An 18,336-nucleotide genomic window follows, 5' to 3' on the forward strand; every position below is an offset into this window, starting at 1 on the left:
TTGGCTATAAATTTGCTATTACGAATCCATGTCTTTACTTGAAAAATTATCCCCTGCCTTAGTTTCGTCTGTTCGCGGTAAAATCGAAGAGAATATCAGCCTTGCACCCTTTACATGGTTTCGTGTTGGTGGCGCGGCAGAGCTGTTGTTTCAGCCTGCGGATACACAGGATTTGGCGGATTTTTTAAAAGCACTGCCCAAAGAAATTCCGGTTTATGTGATTGGTGTTGGCTCAAACCTTATTATCCGTGATGGTGGGGTAAAAGGGGTTGTTATTCGCCTTACGCCCAAGGGATTTGGCGGCATTAGTGTTGACGGGCTTCGTATTACTTCGGGGACAATGGTTCTTGATTCTATGCTTGCCAAAAAGGCGGCAGAGGCGGGGATTGCGGGCCTTGAATTTTACCGTGGCGTCCCTGGAACAATTGGCGGCGCATTGCGCATGAATGCCGGCTGCTATGAACAAGAAACCAAGGATGTATTGGTGGAATGTCAGGCGGTCAACCGTGACGGTGATATCATCACCTTTAAAAATGCCGATATGGGCTATACTTATCGCCATTGCGCATTGCCAGATGATTTGATTTTTGTTTCGGCAACTTTTGAAGGCACAAAGGATGCGCCGGAAGCGATTTTAGCGCGCATGGACGCCATTACTGCACGCCGCGAGAATTCCCAGCCAATTCGCGAAAAAACCGGCGGTTCAACCTTTAAAAACCCTGATCAGGTGCAATCGGGCGGCCGTAAGTCATGGCAAGTTATTGATGACGCTGGGCTACGCGGTTTTTCAATTGGCGATGCACAAATGAGTGAGAAGCATTGCAACTTCATGATTAACAAGGGTAATGCCAAAGCTTCCGATCTTGAGGCATTGGGCGAACATGTTATTAAAACCGTGAAAGAAACCCAAGGGGTTGACCTTCATTGGGAAATTAAACGCATCGGCGAAAAATAATTATTTCTTCAATAGCTTATGTGCCAGTTTTAATATTGGTTTTTCAAACATAATATGCAGAATTGCCGATGCAATGATTGCGGCAACGAATGCAATCGCACAGAATAAAAAATTATCTAAAAGCCCTTCGCGCGAGAAGCGTGCAAATATGCGCCCGGTGGCGGCAAAAATCGGCACGTGGATGAGGTATAAGGCATAGGACCAATCACCCAATTTGATTAATGGCTTTTTGGCTTTGAAGCCATCAAGTTCCAATACCACCATGCCATAAAGCAAAATTGCTGACGGAAGGCCGAAGTAAAAGACGCGCTCCCACTTAAGGGCAAAGAAATCCTGTGCAAAGCCTGCTACACGGGCAAAACTAAAGAAAAGCAATACTGCACCCAAAATTGCGGCAACGTCGCCATAGGGACGTTCTTTGCGGTTTTTGATGATGATTGCGACACCGGCACCCATAATAAATTCAAGCGTAAGTGGGTGAATAACAATTGCAAGAAATGGCGTCGGATTTTGGTTTGCCAGTGAAGCAAATGCAACCAATAAAGCCCAGCCAACAAGAAACGCTGGCATTAATTTTTTGGGCGCAAATAATATAAAGCCAAAAACGATATAAAACCAAAGCTCGTGAATAAGGGTCCAGCCAACAGCATGAAGCGGCAATGTTGCTTGTGGGATTAAAAGAAAAGATTTTAAAATATCGGGCGTTTCTTTATGGCTTTGGTAAACCCAATCTGGGTGGATGGTATAAACCACAAAAATTGCCCCCATCACCAACCACCATAATGGATAAATCCTTATGGCCCTTAATGCCCAGAATTTTGAAACATATTGTGGGGTAGGGGTGGAATTAAAATTTGACCACACCATCACAAAGCCGGAAATGACAAAGAATAAGTCAACACCGCCAAAGCCGCCCAATGCCCAATTGCCAAATAAAATCTCACCACCAAGCTTTAATTCAACCGCATGTAAATGCGCCATGGCAACAAAAAGTGCAGCAAGCCCGCGTAAAAATTGAATTTGCCCAATGTTTTTTGGAAGTCTGGTTTTGGTTGGTTCCTTTGTGTTTTGCTTCAAGGGGACTAATTCAATCAGATCTTCGCTTGGCATTATATTCTCCGAATCCGTTTCTTTTAAGCGCAAACAAAAAGCCCCGCAAGTGTGTCCTGCGGGGCTTTTTAAATTTTGTCTTTGAACCCTAGTTAAGTTCAGCTAGCTTTTTAGAAATATTTTTGATCGAAGAAGAAAGCAGCTCTGCACCGCCTTTCTTGGACGCGTCTTCAACCAACATTTTCTGGGCGATTTCAACCGCCGCATTTGAAGCAAACGCACGAACTTCGTCAATCGCAGCTTGTTCAGCGCGTGCAATACGCTCTGACGCAGCTTGTGTTTTGGCGGCAATATCGGCTTCTAATTGCTTCTTAGCCTGTGCTTTAAGTGTTTTCGCATCTTCTGCGGCCTGCTTAATCATTTCCTCAGCCTGTGCTTTCGCTTCTGACTGTTGTTTTTCATAAGAGGCGCGTAGCGCTTCTGCTTGTTCACGGAGTTTTTTTGCTTCTTCCAACTCGTTGGCAATTGCCTTTGATTGTTCATCAAGGCTTGCACCAACCGATGCCGGAACTTTTAAATAAAGCATAATTCCGATGAATACGAAAAAAGCAATCGCCGCAACTAAAGTAGCATCAAAATGCATTAGTTTGCCCCTTTCATTGCAGACTTAAGTAAAGTAGCAGTAGGTTTCTTGCCAGTGATACTTGTGAAAATATCACCTGCAATATCATAAATGCTTTCTGAAACTTCTTCAATTGCTTTGGTTTTCTGTTCGTTGATAACAGTAACCGCAGCCTGAATTTTTTCGTCAGCTTCAGACATAGCTTTCGCCTGTGCTTTTGCTGCCTCATCTTCAAGCTCTTTACGCATAGCGTCTAAAGTAGAGCGTGCTTCTTCTTTGGCATTATGATGTGCCAATTCAGCAGCTTTTTTCGCCCCTTCAGCCGCCGCAGTTTCATCAGCAGCTTTTTTCAAATCGCCTTCGATTGCGCCTTTGCGTGCTTCAAGTGTTTTGCCAATACGTGGAATAATCACGTTTGCCAAAATCAAATAAAGCGCACCAAAAGAAATCAAAAACCAGAAAAGCTGGTGTGGAAACAAAGACGCATCAAATGGAGGGAAACCCCCAGACGCACCTTCTGCGGCTCCATGCGCACCTTTTGCAACTTCATGTGCAACTTCTGACATTATAAATGCTCCGAATTGCTAAAGTATTGCTTTAGCGTCGTGCCAAGTGGAAATAGTCCGTTTGTTTGAATATCTTTATAAAAGATATTCAGGCGAAACTATTAAACAACGAACAACAACAAAATTGCGATAAGCAAAGAGAAGATACCCAATGCTTCTGTAACCGCAAAGCCGAAAATTAGGTTAGAAAACTGACCTTTAGCGGCAGAAGGGTTACGCAAAGAACCTTCCAAGAAGCTACCGAAGATGTTACCCACACCAATAGCAGCACCAATCATACCAAAACATGCAAGACCTGCACCAATAAATTTAGCGGCTTCCGCGTCCATTTTATACTCCTTAATTAAATGGATTAAAACTTATAACTCTAATAATCCCCTATACTTAGTGATCTCCAGCGTGTAGGGCATCGTTAAGATAAAGACAAGTAAGCAAAGTGAAAACAAACGCTTGTAAGAAAGCAACCAATGTTTCAAGTGCATACAACGCAACAGTCATGGCAAATGGTAGAACCGAACCGATTGCACCCAAAGCACCAAGACCAAGTAAGGTTGGAACAAAACCCGCAAACACTTTAACCAAAATGTGTCCGGCAAAAATATTTGCCCAAAGACGAACAGAGTGGCTTAAAGGACGAGAGAAGAAAGAAATAATTTCAATCGGGGTCACAATTATATAAAGTGGAAGTGGAACGCCCGATGGAACAAAAAGTTTAAAGAATTTAAGGCCGTTTTTCGCGAAACCAACAATAATAACGGTTGCGAAAACGATTAATGCCATTGCGGCAGTAATGATAATTTGTGATGTCGGTGTAAAGTTATACGCAAACAAACCAACCATATTCAAAGTAAAGATGAATAGGAAAAGCGTCATAACCAACGGGAAGAACATTTTCACGCCTTTTGAACCCGCCGCACCATATAGGTTATCATAAACAAATTTATATGTGCTTTCGCCGATAAGCTGCATACGGCCTGGAACCATTGCTGCTTTGGCAGAAGACATCAACAAGAATGCAGCCGGAATAGCCGCACCCAAAAGCAAAAATGCACTGGCATTTGAGAATGAAATATCAACCCCGCCTAAATCCATAGGGATAATTCGCTCAATATGAAATTGATGCATAGGATCGTTTGACAATTTTCACTCCAATCAATTCTAAAGCAATTTAGTTATCTTCATCATCTGGGGAAGGGGGTAAATCCTGACCCAAAGGCTGGTTTTTAGAATATTCATTCCCAGCCCGAATGATGTTAACAACACCTGCGGCAAAACCTATACCAAGTCCCAACAAAAGAAACCAAGGTGTGGTTTTTAACCAATTATCAAGCCCAAGCCCCAAAAGCGCGCCCACCAAAATTGCCGAAACAAATTCAGACGCCATGCGCATCCCAAGACCCATCCCCGAATTGTTGTATGTTTCTTTTACAACCGGTTCTTTGGCCTTGATTGCAGCATTAACCTTGCGGCTAAGCTCTTCAAGAGTTTTGTGATGTGAATTATTGTCTCTATGACTCATATCTCAAAACCCACGAAAAACGTGAGATATAGGTATAGAATCCCGTCCCCACGCGGCGCGGAAACTAGTTTGCAAGCGCAAAATAGTCAAGCCAAATGAGTGTATAGAAAGTAATTTTTTCCGCAGGATAAGTTTTTCGCTTTAACTATCTGAAAATAAACAATAAAATTAAAATTTTAAGTATCGCTGGCTGCATTAATAAGTGTTTCTGCTCGACTAAGGTCTACTGAGACAAGTTGCGAAACACCTTTTTGTGCCATTGTAACGCCAAAAAGCCTGTCCATGCGTGCCATTGTGATGGGATGGTGGGTTATAACGATGAATCTGGTTTTGGTGCGGTTGCGCATTTCATTTAATAATGCGCAGAAGCGTTCAACATTGGCATCGTCTAATGGGGCGTCAATCTCGTCAAGAACTGAAAGCGGCGCAGGGTTTGATAAAAATACCGCAAAAATTAGTGCGGTCGCGGTTAATGCTTGTTCGCCACCACTCATCAGTGTCATGGATTGAAGACGTTTACCTGGTGGGCATGCGTAAACCTCAAGACCGCCACCAAGTGGGTCATCGGTTTCTGTAAGCGCTAAATGCGCCTGTCCACCATTAAATAGGGTGGTAAATAATTGTGAGAAATGGCCATTTACAATATCAAATGCTTTTATAAGTTTTTCACGACCCTCGGCATTGATTTCCTCGATGGCATTGCGCAATTTTTTTACGGCAGCGACAAGTTCATTGCGCTCATTATCAAGTTTTTGCGCGCGCTCACTTTGTTCTTTTAATTCAATATCGGCATTAAGGTTGACGCCGCCCAAATCATCGCGGTCTAAAAGCGCACGATTAAGGCGGCTTTGCGCCTTATCAACATCAAGCCCATTATATATATTGCCAAGGCGTTCTTGGGCATGGTTTTCCAAATCAACAGGATCGCAATCAAATTGATTGAGGATTTCGGTTTTTAAATCTTCCAATCGTTCAAGCCAACTTTGGCGGGTCGCTTGCAAACCGCTTTGGGTGGTCATTAATTGGGCGCGATTATTTTCAGATTGCCGCAGCGCGGATTGTAAATTGCGCAATTCACTTTCTGAAACAGCAAGAATGTCGGCGGCCTTGGCACGGCGTGCCTCGGCAAGTGGGAAATCACTTAGGGCTTTTTGGCGTTCCTGCTCAATTGCATCGGGCCTGCCGGATAGTTCATTTAAAACCAATTCAGTTTTTGCTTTTTCGGCTTCCAACTCTTTGATGCGGATAATGCAATTCTCTTTTCGTGCCGACCAATTATTTAATTGTGCTTTTAAACTTGCAATTTTTGCCTTTTGGCTTTCGGCCTCGGAATTAATTTGATTAATTTTGGCGCGAATATCGGCAAGGCTTTGGCGTTTTTGATTTAATGATACACTGCTTTCAGCAATAATGTTTTCAAGCTCATTACTAAGGCTGGATAGGCCCAATTGCTCTTCATTGAAAATATCGGTCTTTTCTTTAATCTCTTCTTCGATTTTTATATGGTTATGCTGCGCCTGTGCAAGGTTTTCGCGCGCCATTTCAATACGGTCATTATTACGTGTTTGAACCGCGATTAGGTCATTGAGATTTTTTTGGCAATTTTGCACATTCATCATCAGGCTTGGGTGCTTTGACCGCTCATTATTAGATTTATCGCGCAGTGATGCTAATGTTGATTTTGTTTTTGCCAGCTTTGCCGCGATTTCAGGGATTTGTGCTTTTAAAGGTTCTAATTCAGCCTCTAAAGCAATTATGCGGTTTTTTTGTTCGAGACGTTTTGCCTGTGCATTGGGGGCATTATGGGTTTTTATAAATCCGTCCCAGCGCTTTACGTCGCCTGCCAATGTTACATAACGACACCCCAAAGGTGGCAATATGCCTGAATTAAAAATGGCGTCATCGACAATTTTTATTGTGGCAAGCCTTGCCGCAAGTTCATTTGGCGCGGTAACAATTTCGGTAAGGCTTTGAGCCGTTTTTAAACTTTCATGCCATTCAATTTCGGGAATATCGGCACCATTCCAAAATATATCGCCATTTTTAAGGGTTGCGTCCAGATCTTCGCCAATTGCGGCGGCGAATGCTTTTTCAAAGCCTGCTTTCACATGTATTTGGGTGATAAGGGTGGATTGTTTGCCATCTTCACGCCCCAAAACCGCATTCAATGCCTTTATTTGCGCGAATATGGCATTAGATTTATTTTGCAAATCGTCATGGATGTTACGGTTTTCGCGGTCTTCGCCCTCTAGTTTTTGGAGTTCTGTAAGATAGGTTTTATAGTCCGCCTCGGCGCGTTCAATGGCTTTGACAGATTGTTCAAGCCGTTCTTTAGCTTGGGTAATTAATGTTTCATCAAGTTGGGCATTGCCCAAATCAATCACATCTTTTTCAAGACGGGCAACAATATTACCAAGACGTTGTTTTTCGCTTTCAAGCCTTGCTAATTCTTGTTTGCGTGAAAGAAGCTGGTTTTCGTTTTTTGCCTTACTGGCGATTGCTTCGTTTAATTTGCCTTCTATTTCTTTGATTTGGTCGTTTAACTCATTGGCAGATTTATTTAATTCGGCAATTTCTTCATCGGCAGTGGTTTCAAAATTATGGCTTTTTAACTCATCATTGGTTCTCGTGATTATTTCATCTGCTTCGCGGGCAATTTCATTTTCACGGGCAATGTCTTTATCCAAACGTTCAAGTGTGGCATTGGCATTGGCGGTTTTTTCGCTAATTTCTTGTAAGTCGCGTTCAAAAGCAAATTTTTTGATTTCAAGTTGGCGAATTACCGCCTCGGCAATTGCCATTTCTTGACGCGCGTCTGGTAATTTTTCTTCGACTTGTTCAATTGCGCGATTTGTCTGATTAATCTCAACCATATGGTCGCTGATTTGCAAATCAATTTCGTGGAGGCTTTGGTTAGTTTGCCCGACCGAACTTTCCATCGATTTATAACGATTATCAGCAAGATATGCCTGAAGCCCGCGTATAAGCCCCGCCAAACCACGGTAACGTTCGGCCTTTTGGGCTTGTTTTTTAAGGCTTGATACCTGTTCTTCTATGGTGATTATTATTTCACTTACACGTTCAAGATTTGCTTCGGTGGCGTTAAGTTTGATAACTGCTTCGTGCCGCCGCGCCTGAAGGCCCGAAATACCCGATGCCTCTTCTAAAACTTTTCGGCGGTTTTCAGGTTTGGCGTTTATAAGCTCGCTAACTTGGCCTTGGCGCACAAGGGCAGGGGAATTTGCGCCCGATGAAGCATCCGCAAATAAAAGCTGCACATCTTTGGCGCGCACCTCTTTACCATTAATGCGATATGTCGAACCAATACCACGACGAATTTTGCGCGATATTTCAATTATATCTTCAAAACGAAATGGATCGGGGGCAAGGTGGTCTGAATTATCGATTTTAAGGGTTACTTCAGCAATATCACGCTGCGGTCGCTCATCAGAGCCGGCAAAGATGACATCATCCATTTCCGCCCCACGCAATGCCTTGGCAGAGCTGGCGCCCATGACCCAGCGGATAGATTCAAGAATATTGGATTTTCCGCAACCATTTGGACCCACAATTCCGGTCAAACCCTCATTAATAGTGAATGTGACACCATCCACAAAGGATTTAAAACCCGAAATTTTCACTTCCAAAAGGTGCAAATTGTCCCCTTATTTCCTTTTTTTTGCTTTTGCCAAAAGCGCATGATCAATTCCCGGCTTTATGGCATTAAAGTCTAGTTCTTGAGTAGGGGCTAGTTTAACGATTTTACCATCAATTAAAATAGTTGGTGTGCTGTTTATCCCCAATTTTACGGCACCATTTTCGCTATTTTGTATGGCGGTAATTTTTGAAGGATCCGCAAGACAGGCTTTTATCTTATCAGAGGTAATTCCGGTTGTTTGATTGGCAACTGAAGTCAAATATGCCAATGCGCCGCCTGGGCTTTGTGCGCTTCGGAAAATTAGTGCCTGATTTTTGAAAAATGCATCAATCAGTTGATAGCGTTTCATGCCGCCTTCACAATCGGCGATTACCTGCATCCCCGCAGAAAGATTTTCAGGTGGGGTGGGAAGGGGGCGGAAAATATATTTAACCTTGCCGGTATCAATATATTGGGCCTTAAGTTTTGGGAATTCTTGGGTGGCAAAATGCGCACAATGTGAACAGGTTAAAGAGCCGTATTCAATCACTGTAACCGGTGCATTTGGCTTGCCAAGATAAAATTCCGTATTTTGCGCGGAAGATATTATGGGCAAAGAAAATGTTGCTGCGATAATTGTAATTAAGCCCAGTCTTTTCATTTTACTCTGCCCGATAATGATCCAAAATTATTTTGCTTTTGCCAATGCGGCACTTACCGCTTTTTCAATGTCACCATATTCATATTCACGGCCAACCGGAGGGGTAACGCGAACACCGTTTACAAATACGGTTGGGGTTGCATCAACCTTATCATGCTCTTCGCCATATTTCATTACATCAGCAAGAGTTTTAAGTTTCGCCTCATCCTTCATGCAATTGTCGAATTGGGTTTCATTCATGCCCGCAGATTGCGCAACTTTTAAAAGAGCTTGTTTTGCACCACCTGCTTGTGCAGAGACGTAAATATCCTGCTGCTGTGCCATTAATGCGTTAATCATGGCCTCACGCTTGCTAGGGTCAACGCAGCGACCCAAAAGGTGGCCAGCAGATGCCAAATCAACCGGCGGGGTCGGGAATTCACGGAAAACATAACGAACTTTACCAGGCTCAACTAGGTTTTGCATGATTTTTGGAACAATATTATTTTGGAAATTTGCACAGTGTGGACACATAACAGATGCATATTCAACAATAACTACTTTTGCATCTTTTGAGCCAACTGGAATGTCGCTTGCGATTTCGAATTCAGAAGTGCCTTTACCAACCGTCTTGGTTGCATCTTTTGAGCATGCGGTTAAACCAAGGCTAAGAGCCAATGTGGCGGCTGCGAAAATTGTTCCGATATTTCTTTTTGTAATCACCTGATCTTCTCCGTAAAAGCCTTTAAATATTAGTCAATATTTTTGATAATTGTGCTTAGATTGATTATTGCGCGTTTTAAACCATCTGAGTGTATATTTTGCAGTTTTCCTTCAATATTTTGCAATTCAGAGGCATCAAGAGGTTTAAGCGGTTTTGCTTTATTTTCATCATTGTTTAAAGTTACATTTTTTTTAAGTGGCGCGGCAATAAAACTTAGCTTGGAATAATTTGTTCCTGTGGAAAGGTTTATAAGCCCCAAAATCTCATCGGCGCGCATTTGCAAAAGCGCCACCGCAGAGGCATTGGCGCGCAATGTAACGGTTTTGCCCCTTAAGCTTTCGGGAAAGCAAATCTTGGCCAATTTTTCGCCAACCACCATTTGCCAATTCGCTTGAAGCTCTTTGATGCGATTGGGTTTTGTGTCTTTGGCAAAGGGCAAAATTTTGCCAAGCGCATTCTTAAGCGGTTTTTCACTTATTGAAAATTTGCGCCCGCGCCGCATCGCAAGATAGGATAGCGCCATATCTTCCAAATCTTTATCAAGTTTTGGGGTGGCATCATTGCTATTTTGCGGGTCGGAATTCATCGCCCAATATTACACAGCCATACGGTTTTTAACAAGTAGATTTGGCTTTATACCGCAATTATGCCGCAAGTTTTTGGCGTAATTGGTGGCGAAGGTGATCGATTGATTTTAAGCCGTCTTCAGTTTTGAAATGCCAATAGGTCCAACCATTACAAGCCGCTGAGTTTTGCGCAATCGCCCCCATGCGGTGAATTGAACCAACCAAATTGCCCATTGTGATTGACCCGTCACTACGAACCCGTGCCGAAATATCACCTTTTGGTGAGAAAATAGTATCACCAGAGCGTAACAAACCTTGTTCGATTAAATTGCCGAATGGAATGCGGGCTTCTTCGCGTTTTGATTTCATTGGTGTGGTGTCTTCAAGGCTTGCCGGAATAACCGCATCAATGCGTGCCTGTGCGGCAGTGGCATAGGTTTCATCGCGTTCAAGACCAATCCAGCGGCGGTTTAATGCCTTGGCAACTGCACCACTTGTACCAGAGCCAAAGAATGGATCAAGAATTAAGTCGCCGGGTTTGGTGGCGGCGGTGAAAATGCGGTGCAAAAGTGCCTCTGGCTTTTGGGTTGGGTGAACCTTGCGGCCATCATCATCTTTAAGACGTTCTGAGCCCGAACAAATTGGAATTGACCAATCAGAACGCATTTGCAAATCATCATTCATGACCTTTAGGGCGTCGTAATTGAATGTATATTTCTTCTGATTTGCCGATTTTGTTGCCCAAATTAGGGTTTCGTGGGCGTTGGTAAAGCGTGTGCCTTTAAAATTTGGCATTGGGTTGGATTTACGCCAAATAACATCATTCAAAATCCAAAAGCCCAAATCCTGCATGATTGCGCCAACGCGGAAAATATTGTGATAAGAGCCAATAACCCAAATCGTGGCATTGTCAGACATGCAATCGCGCGCAGCCTTAAGCCAATCACGGGTGAAATCATCATAGGCTTTGAAATTATCAAACCTGTCCCAATCATCATCCACGGCGTCAACCTTGGAATTATCCGGGCGCAATAAATCACCGCCTAGTTGCAAATTATATGGGGGGTCGGCAAAAACCATATCGGCACAGCCTTTTGGAAGTTTGCGCATATTTTCAATGCAATCCCCAAGGTGAATACGATTTTCAACAAGCTGGCTTAATTTCTCTTCAATTTTCTTAGTGGTCAAAGTAACGCCCCATCATCAATTAGGGGTATTAGAATCCTTTTTAGTTAACAAAAGATTCACGCTGATTCAAAAATCGAATCAGGTGATTCCTTTTTTGCAGTTGGGCTACGAAAAGTCACTATATGCGGCAAATATGCGGAAGGATGAAGAGTGATTACCAATACTCGTCATCACTAGTTTACAACAACTTCCCTTGGCCTGAAAACCCATCTGATGCCCAAAAACAGGATATTGAATTAAAGACACAGGCGGTTTTGGATGCGCGCGCAAAATTCCCTAATTCCACGCTTGCCGACCTCTACGACCCCCTAACCATGCCGCCCGAATTATTAAAGGCGCATCAGGCATTGGATAAAGCGGTCGATAAAGCATATCGCAAAGAACCATTTCCAAGCGAACGCGCCCGCGTTGAACATCTCTTTGAACAATATCAAAAACTTACCGCCCCATTATTGCCCGCTGAGGGTAAGAAGAAGCGAAAAGGGAAATAATTCCTTGGGGTATTTTTATATTTATCCCCCATTCCATTGGGCGATAATATAATTGTTTTATGCCACAATTATCAAACACACGACACGAAACCTTTGCGCGCGCTGTTGCAGAAGGTAAATCACAAACCCAAGCCTATATTTACGCCGGTTATTCCGAAAATGGTGCGGGTGCAAATGCCGCCAGATTGATAGCAAATGATAGTATTCGACAGCGTATTTTAGAAATTACAGAAACTATCAAAATTGAAACGGAAGCCGAGCAAAAAGACGCTTCAATCGGGGTTTTTAAAGAACTCGATAAGCTTATCAGAGGTGCAACAGGTTTGGGTCAATATTATGCGGTTTATCGGGCGGTTGCATTAAAGGCAAAGTTGAAGGGGTTGTTATAAATCTCCTACCCAACTGCAGTAGGGAGGAGTGCCTTGACCGGTTTAAAGCTTTTGCGATGCAGGGGGCAGGGGCCGTAGGTTTCAAGGGCGGCAATATGCACAGGCACGCCGTAACCCGCATTTTTATCAAACCCATATTGTGGATAAGTTTTGTGGGCGTTTTGCATAAATTCATCGCGCGCAGTTTTGGCAAGAATTGATGCGGCGGCAATCGATAATGAAAGGCTGTCACCCTTTATGATTGTTTTTGTGGGGATGCCAAGTTTGGGATCGCGGTTACCGTCCACAAGTGCAAAATCGGCGGCGGTTTTAAGGCCGCTTAATGCTTCACGCATTGCCTTAAAGGTTGCTTGCAAGATGTTGATTTCATCAATGGTTTCGGCATCGATAAAAGCAACATGCCACGCGATTGCCATTTCTTTTATTTGGGGGGCGAGTTCGTCACGCTTTTTCGCGCTTAGCTTTTTTGAATCGTTTAATCCTTGGGGGATTTTGCCCGCGTCAAGAATTACTGCGGCTGCTGTAACTGGGCCGGCCCACGGGCCACGCCCGGCCTCATCAATGCCACAGATTGATTTTGCGCCAAATTCAGAACTTACCCACAATTCATTAGAGAAATCAGTCATTTCTTCCAGATACACCAAAACATATTATTCACAAATATTATTTCATAACCGTGCCAAACCCTCTTGTGCAATGGTGCAAAACTTAATAGTTTGTTAATTGCCGCGATGAGACCCGAAAAGTGTGAAGCGGTTTTCGGACAAGTCGAAGAGCAAAATCGCTACAGCGATTTTTTTTTAATAATAATGGTGGGCTAAGAATATGAACAACAAAAATGAACCAAGTCAGTTTGATGCTTATGTGAAGGCCGAAGCAGATGAACCTGTTTTCACACTATTGGCACGCGACCCCATGTCACCTGCTTTGATTGAAGCATGGGCTTATTTACGTTCTGGCCAAATTGGCGCAGCAGAGATTGCGTTTAAACAAGCTATTGATGCGGCATCGGCATTTGATCCACAAATGCCAGGTGAGGCACAAATCCGTTCTGCATTCGAAGTTGCCGAAGAATCCCGCAAATGGTTGCGTAATAAATTGGTACGCTAAAACTGGCGTAAGGTTTGCAACTCTCCCAATTGAAGAAAATTCAGTCTCAAAATGGGACTATTTGGGGAAAGTGAGCGGTATGTTTATCGATTATACACAAAAAGTTTTGCGTAATGTTGGCGCGGTATGGTTCTTGTCACTTGTTGGAATCACTGTTGCGATGTTGCCAATTACCATTATCAGCATGTTTGGAACTGTTCCGCAGGATCCACTGTTTTGGGGTTTTTGCGCAGTGCTTGGCGGCGGTGCAATTGGCTTTTTATTACGCCGGTAATCACTGTTAAAATCGCCTCTTTGGGGCAAATGTAAAGATATTATTAACCATAAAATTGCACGATTATAAATAGTCGAATCAAGACACAGCTTTGTCATGTGGGGTTGTGTCCGACTTTGTAATTTGGGTGTAATTTATAATGGGCGTCAATACTTTACGAGTTAATCTCACTGAAAACGATATTCGTTCCTTGGTTAAGGGCGATACAGACGAGGATAAGGCGCTTGCTTGCTATCGTTTGTGCCGTCATATTGATACCGCTCAAATAACTGATGAAGAAAGGCATTTTGCCGAAGAAATTCTTCGTCTTGTGGTTAAAGGTGCTGCTGAACGTGTAAGACGTGCATTGGCAATCACGCTTAAATCTTCCCCAAATCTTCCATCCGATGTTGCCGCAGTGCTTGCCAAAGATATCGAGGCAATCGCACTTCCGGTGCTTGAATTCTCACCAACCCTTACTGATGCCGATTTAGTGGAAATCCTTGAGGCGGCAGAACCTGTGCGCCAAATCGCAATTTCAAGACGCGAAGAATTATCTTCAAAAGTTACTGATGCGATTTGTGAACACGGGGTTTCGGTTGCGATTAATAACGCGCTTCACAATATCAAAGCTGAATTTTCGGAAAATGGTTTATCCAAAGCCATTGAGCGTTTCCCAACCGCAAGCGATATTGCAATGGCAATGGCGGAACGACCAATATTGCCGCTTATTATTGCTGAAAAAATTGCAACCAAGTTTAGTGGTCAAGTATTTGATAAATTGGTTGAACGTCACGCACTTCCGCCACAGCTTGCTATTGATATTGCCAATGACACCCGCGAACGTGCAAGTCTGGACTTAATTGCCCAAGCAAGCATGCAGGCGGATTTGCGCCGCTATGTGCAGCAGCTTAACCTTAATGGTAAACTTACGCCATCATTTGTTTTACGGGCATTATGCCAAGGTGAGGTGAGGTTGGTTGAATATGCAATGGCTGAACTTGCCGGCATCGAACACTCTAAAGCATGGCTTTTGGTGCATGATGGTGGCACATTGGGGCTTCGTGCCATTTTTGATCGCGCGCATATGCCAAGTAATATTTATCCTGCTTTTCGTGCCGCTATTGATGTTCTTCACGAAACTGAATTCGATGGCAGCATGGATGACAAAGCCCGCTTTAGAAAGCGTATGATTGAACGTGTGCTTACTCGCTTCCAATCTATCCCTGATGAAGATGTTCGTTATCTTTTGGATAAACTTGATGTTCCTATTGAGGATGTGGTTCAAGATTCACGATTTGCCGCTGCGTAAATTCAAATAAATCATAAAATTAAAGCCGGGGTCATGCCCCGGCTTTAATTTTTAATATCTGTATGAATTATTCTATTCAGGCTCACCATATACGGCAACACGTTTGGTCAATTCTTTTAATAGTTCGTGACCAATTGGGTGCGTGTCCAGCTTGATACGTTGGCGAACCGATGCATTAATTGCCTCTACATGCGCCGTAAGAAGCTCGATAGGTGCTTTGTCGCGACCTTCTGGGCTATCGATAAGACGGCATAGAGACGCTGCAAATTGTGAAACAATCGGATAGCCGTATGTTGCTCCCAAGCCTTTTAAATCGTGTGCAGTACGATAAAAAGCCTCAATATCTTTAACTGAATGCGCTGGGTTAAGAATAACTTTATGGGCTTCTAATAATTTATTTAGCTCATCGTGCAGCCATTCTTCAAAATTGCTCGACATATTTGCAATAGCAGCTTCAGCGCGTGCAATTGCCTCTGCATCAAAGCCTTTTAAACGACCACCAAGTTTCATTTTCAGGCGATTTGGTGGGTTAAATACTTGTGGCTGTTCGTCTTCGGCTGGCATATTTGTTCCTCTTCATATTTCCCTAGTGAAGGCAACATACAGCAATAGCCCTAAATAAAGGTTACTAATTTAGTGATTTTCGAAAATTTTACATAATTTTTTAAATTGCAAACTGCTCGGTCAAAATTCGCTCGTCATGCGGCCTGTCTTGGTCGAACAAAATATGCATTGAACGCGTAAAGTCGAATTCAATTCTTATATTGGTTATATTTCGAAATTCACGGTTATCCGCAGAAACTGCAACTGGGCGTAATTCAGGATCACTTATACGGAATTCAACCTTTGAATTATCGCGTAATATTGCCCCGCGCCATCTTCTTGGGCGGAATACGCTTATTGGGGTAAGTGCCATCAGGCCGCTGCCGATGGGTAATATCGGACCATATGCGGAAAGATTATAGGCGGTGGATCCTGCAGGGCTTGATAAAATCATGCCGTCGCAAACAATATCCGAAATTCTTTCTTTATCATCGACATAAATATTAAGATGTGCGGTTTGATGGGTTTGCCGTAAAAGCGAAACTTCATTAATTGCATATTCGCAATATTCTTTGCCATTTATATCGGTTGCCGTCATTTTTAATGGGTGGATTGTAATTGGATTTGCATTCTCAATGCGTTCAATTAAACCTTCTTCGGCATAATCATTCATTAGAAAACCGATTGTGCCCTGATTAAGGCCATAAACCGGAATATTATCGTCCATATGCCGCCTTAAAGTTTCCAGCATAAGGCCATCACCACCCAGGGCAACGATAACATTGGCATTTCTTTCGGGAACTGCACCGTATAAATGGCGCAAACGTACCAAGGCTTGTTGTGCCTCTGGTTTGGCACTCGCGATAAAGGCAATTCTATCTAGGATGTTATTGTTTTCCATAAGGCATCCTTATGGCTTTATAAATCTTTTAGGTCAATGGTATTTTATTGCACAACTTGACGCATATATTATTCGTCAAACTTGTTGTGAAGCATTCCAACGGCACGAGGTACTGTGACCGTAATCCAGAAAACAAGTGCATCTTTGCTTTCTTGCTGGCTTAGATGTTTTGTTTCTTTCAAATATTTGTTTCGGATATTTTCAACGGTGCTAACATCCAAATCCATTGCGCGAACAAGCAATGTATAATGTTGTAAATTACCGGTATCCAGCGCGGCCTTTAATTTATATGGAGAAATTCCAAAATGTGCGGCACAACATTTAATGAAGGCGCCGTTATGGCCATTTTGTAACTGGTCTAGGCATTCACTTACTGAAACTTCGCCAACATATACAGTGTCATCGGGTTCATTTTGTTGTGCGTGTTCTGTTTTATTGTCGTTGCTTTGCTCTTTAAATTCTTTGGTGAAGATTTCTGTTATTTGTTTTGACAAATCTTCAGGAATGTCGGAGCGAACCGCAAACAAACCAATTGCATCAACATTATCTTTTAATACTTGAATATACTTGTCATAAGTATTTTTTGAAATTTTTGCGGTTAGGTTTTTCCCAACTTCTGCAGCAATTTCAGAGTTATTGGTTTCGGCAAGTGCATCAGTAATCCCTTCGCCAATATTTGGGCGCTTTGCAATTAAAACCTGATGATCAAAACCCTTTCTTTTAATAACACCAATCAAAGTGTCATCGCTTAGGTTATTTGAAAAATTTAGGACTGGCCCTGCATATTCAATATCATCTTCGGCAATTGTCGCCAAAATATTTTCAGGTGACGCAGCATTAATGGCCAATGCATTTACCAATTGCGCCTTAACGCCATTAGGTAGGTAATTATATAATTGGTTTATGATAGACGTGAATAACGCCAGTTGTTGCTCAGATAGTTCATCTTTGCATCCCAAAAATTCTTGTGAAGTCAACTTCACAAGCTCAAGACGACTTTCATCTGATTTGTCATGGGCTAAATTAATAAGGGATGATAAATTCTTCATATTGCTATTATTTCTTATTTTGATAAAAAATGTGTAAAGAAATAATATTCAATGACATGAATATACTAATGTCTGCCTTGTGGGGGCAAAATGGGGCGTATTTGGCAATATAATATTTGCTTGGGATTGTTGTTATTTTTCCCTAATATTGCCTTTTCTGGCGCATGGATACCACGAGAAGGTAAAACTGAATTAATTGCAAGTATTAATACTGTTGGTAATGATCAAAACCATAACACTTCATTCGAATATTACATCGCACGTGGCTTACGCACTGATTCAGCGTTTATATTTTCGCAAAATCTTAAAATGTATAAAGATTTTCCGGCGATTTCTAAAACTGATTTCAAATTGCAATTTAAATTATTACAGGGGAATGGGTTAATTCTATCTTCGCAATTTGGAATAAGCACTATTGATAGCGTGCAAATAAACTACCGCGAAAATAATATGATTTATAATATGCTTTTGGGGTACGGATTTGGAAAAAATTGGCTAAATCTTGAATATGGGGACGAAGGCTGCCTTGGCGAATATCAAAAAACTTCTGAAATTACGTTCGGCAGACATGTTTATAAAAAAGACTTGCTCATTTTAAAGCAGTTTAGGGCGGGCTGCGATTATTACAATGATAATAATAATTTCCAGATTAGCTATATAAAGCGATTTAATAATAATTTGGGAATTGAATTTGGTTTACGCCAAAGTATTGCCCGTGCAAGATTTGATAATAGCGAAAATATAAATCAGGGTTTTATAGTATCATTATGGAAGAGATACTAAAAAGCGCGGCTAAAAAATAACCGCGCTTTTTTCATTTT

The 18,336-nt window shown here is 42.4% G+C and carries 22 protein-coding genes; 7 read left to right on the top strand and 15 right to left on the bottom strand.

What is annotated here, in order from left to right; translation table 11 throughout:
- The first annotated feature begins 28 nt into the window (after positions 1-28).
- On the top strand, positions 29-955 hold the full coding sequence (murB, locus tag KXV15_RS05950; protein WP_240007266.1) for a UDP-N-acetylmuramate dehydrogenase: 927 nt from the start codon (positions 29-31) through the stop codon (positions 953-955).
- On the opposite strand, the gene KXV15_RS05955 is transcribed toward murB, so the two are convergent.
- The 11 genes from KXV15_RS05955 to KXV15_RS06005 all read right to left on the bottom strand — a co-directional run bounded on the left by KXV15_RS05955 (position 956) and on the right by KXV15_RS06005 (position 11,389).
- Positions 956-2,065, bottom strand: coding sequence for an acyltransferase family protein (locus KXV15_RS05955; RefSeq protein WP_240007267.1), 1,110 nt, complete (start codon positions 2,063-2,065; stop codon positions 956-958).
- A gap of 88 nt (positions 2,066-2,153) precedes the next feature.
- Positions 2,154-2,648, bottom strand: a complete 495-nt coding sequence (locus KXV15_RS05960) for a F0F1 ATP synthase subunit B family protein (RefSeq protein WP_240007268.1) — start codon at positions 2,646-2,648, stop codon at positions 2,154-2,156.
- Entirely contained in the window at positions 2,648-3,193 is a 546-nt protein-coding gene (locus KXV15_RS05965; protein ID WP_240007269.1) for a F0F1 ATP synthase subunit B family protein, read from the bottom strand. Before KXV15_RS05965 ends, KXV15_RS05960 begins: the two co-directional genes overlap by 1 nt.
- 101 nt (positions 3,194-3,294) lie before the next feature.
- A complete protein-coding gene (locus KXV15_RS05970; protein WP_240007270.1) occupies positions 3,295-3,522 on the bottom strand; it encodes a F0F1 ATP synthase subunit C in 228 nt (75 codons plus the stop codon).
- Between the two features lie 55 nt (positions 3,523-3,577).
- Positions 3,578-4,333, bottom strand: coding sequence for a F0F1 ATP synthase subunit A (locus KXV15_RS05975; protein ID WP_240007271.1), 756 nt, complete (start codon positions 4,331-4,333; stop codon positions 3,578-3,580).
- Positions 4,334-4,361: 28 nt separating this feature from the next.
- Positions 4,362-4,712 (bottom strand): AtpZ/AtpI family protein, encoded by a 351-nt coding sequence (locus KXV15_RS05980; protein ID WP_240007272.1) that lies wholly within the window; start codon positions 4,710-4,712, stop codon positions 4,362-4,364.
- A gap of 176 nt (positions 4,713-4,888) precedes the next feature.
- Positions 4,889-8,353: a chromosome segregation protein SMC gene (gene smc / locus KXV15_RS05985; RefSeq protein ID WP_240007753.1), complete on the bottom strand. Its 3,465-nt coding sequence runs from the start codon at positions 8,351-8,353 to the stop codon at positions 4,889-4,891.
- 24 nt (positions 8,354-8,377) lie between these two features.
- On the bottom strand, positions 8,378-9,010 hold the full coding sequence (locus tag KXV15_RS05990; protein ID WP_240007273.1) for a thioredoxin domain-containing protein: 633 nt from the start codon (positions 9,008-9,010) through the stop codon (positions 8,378-8,380).
- Positions 9,011-9,037: 27 nt separating this feature from the next.
- A complete protein-coding gene (locus tag KXV15_RS05995; protein WP_240007274.1) occupies positions 9,038-9,712 on the bottom strand; it encodes a DsbA family protein in 675 nt (224 codons plus the stop codon).
- A 29-nt stretch (positions 9,713-9,741) separates the two neighbouring features.
- On the bottom strand, positions 9,742-10,299 hold the full coding sequence (locus KXV15_RS06000; RefSeq protein WP_240007275.1) for a DciA family protein: 558 nt from the start codon (positions 10,297-10,299) through the stop codon (positions 9,742-9,744).
- A gap of 58 nt (positions 10,300-10,357) precedes the next feature.
- Positions 10,358-11,389 (bottom strand): site-specific DNA-methyltransferase, encoded by a 1,032-nt coding sequence (locus KXV15_RS06005; RefSeq protein WP_240007754.1) that lies wholly within the window; start codon positions 11,387-11,389, stop codon positions 10,358-10,360.
- A 200-nt stretch (positions 11,390-11,589) separates the two neighbouring features.
- Here KXV15_RS06005 and KXV15_RS06010 point away from each other — a divergent pair, with 200 nt between their 5' ends.
- On the top strand, positions 11,590-11,958 hold the full coding sequence (locus KXV15_RS06010; RefSeq protein ID WP_338050418.1) for a type IIL restriction-modification enzyme MmeI: 369 nt from the start codon (positions 11,590-11,592) through the stop codon (positions 11,956-11,958).
- A 59-nt stretch (positions 11,959-12,017) separates the two neighbouring features.
- On the top strand, positions 12,018-12,347 hold the full coding sequence (locus tag KXV15_RS06015; RefSeq protein ID WP_240007277.1) for a terminase small subunit: 330 nt from the start codon (positions 12,018-12,020) through the stop codon (positions 12,345-12,347).
- A 5-nt stretch (positions 12,348-12,352) separates the two neighbouring features.
- Here the strand turns inward: KXV15_RS06015 and KXV15_RS06020 are convergent, their stop codons facing one another.
- Positions 12,353-12,973: a ribonuclease HII gene (locus KXV15_RS06020; protein WP_240007278.1), complete on the bottom strand. Its 621-nt coding sequence runs from the start codon at positions 12,971-12,973 to the stop codon at positions 12,353-12,355.
- Between the two features lie 199 nt (positions 12,974-13,172).
- Between KXV15_RS06020 and KXV15_RS06025 the strand changes: the two genes are divergently transcribed.
- From KXV15_RS06025 to spbR, 3 genes are all read left to right on the top strand, one after another.
- The gene (locus KXV15_RS06025; protein WP_240007279.1) at positions 13,173-13,457 is read left to right on the top strand and encodes a hypothetical protein; all 285 of its coding nucleotides are present in this window, start codon (positions 13,173-13,175) and stop codon (positions 13,455-13,457) included.
- A 79-nt stretch (positions 13,458-13,536) separates the two neighbouring features.
- Positions 13,537-13,731 (top strand): hypothetical protein, encoded by a 195-nt coding sequence (locus KXV15_RS06030; protein ID WP_240007280.1) that lies wholly within the window; start codon positions 13,537-13,539, stop codon positions 13,729-13,731.
- A 139-nt stretch (positions 13,732-13,870) separates the two neighbouring features.
- Positions 13,871-15,022 carry a SpbR family protein gene (gene spbR / locus KXV15_RS06035; RefSeq protein ID WP_240007281.1) on the top strand — a complete coding sequence of 384 codons (1,152 nt, stop codon included), beginning with the start codon at positions 13,871-13,873 and terminating at the stop codon, positions 15,020-15,022.
- A 72-nt stretch (positions 15,023-15,094) separates the two neighbouring features.
- Here spbR and KXV15_RS06040 read toward each other — a convergent pair whose 3' ends face one another.
- The 3 genes from KXV15_RS06040 to KXV15_RS06050 all read right to left on the bottom strand — a co-directional run bounded on the left by KXV15_RS06040 (position 15,095) and on the right by KXV15_RS06050 (position 17,515).
- Positions 15,095-15,586 carry an Hpt domain-containing protein gene (locus tag KXV15_RS06040; protein ID WP_240007282.1) on the bottom strand — a complete coding sequence of 164 codons (492 nt, stop codon included), beginning with the start codon at positions 15,584-15,586 and terminating at the stop codon, positions 15,095-15,097.
- Positions 15,587-15,686: 100 nt separating this feature from the next.
- Positions 15,687-16,466, bottom strand: a complete 780-nt coding sequence (locus tag KXV15_RS06045; RefSeq protein ID WP_240007283.1) for an NAD kinase — start codon at positions 16,464-16,466, stop codon at positions 15,687-15,689.
- Between the two features lie 68 nt (positions 16,467-16,534).
- Entirely contained in the window at positions 16,535-17,515 is a 981-nt protein-coding gene (locus KXV15_RS06050) for a DUF2336 domain-containing protein (RefSeq protein ID WP_240007284.1), read from the bottom strand.
- A gap of 90 nt (positions 17,516-17,605) precedes the next feature.
- Between KXV15_RS06050 and KXV15_RS06055 the strand changes: the two genes are divergently transcribed.
- Positions 17,606-18,298 (top strand): hypothetical protein, encoded by a 693-nt coding sequence (locus tag KXV15_RS06055; protein ID WP_240007285.1) that lies wholly within the window; start codon positions 17,606-17,608, stop codon positions 18,296-18,298.
- Positions 18,299-18,336 lie beyond the last annotated feature (38 nt).

This window comes from Pseudaquidulcibacter saccharophilus (assembly GCF_019455445.1).
Lineage (GTDB): Bacteria > Pseudomonadota > Alphaproteobacteria > Caulobacterales > Aquidulcibacteraceae > Pseudaquidulcibacter > Pseudaquidulcibacter saccharophilus.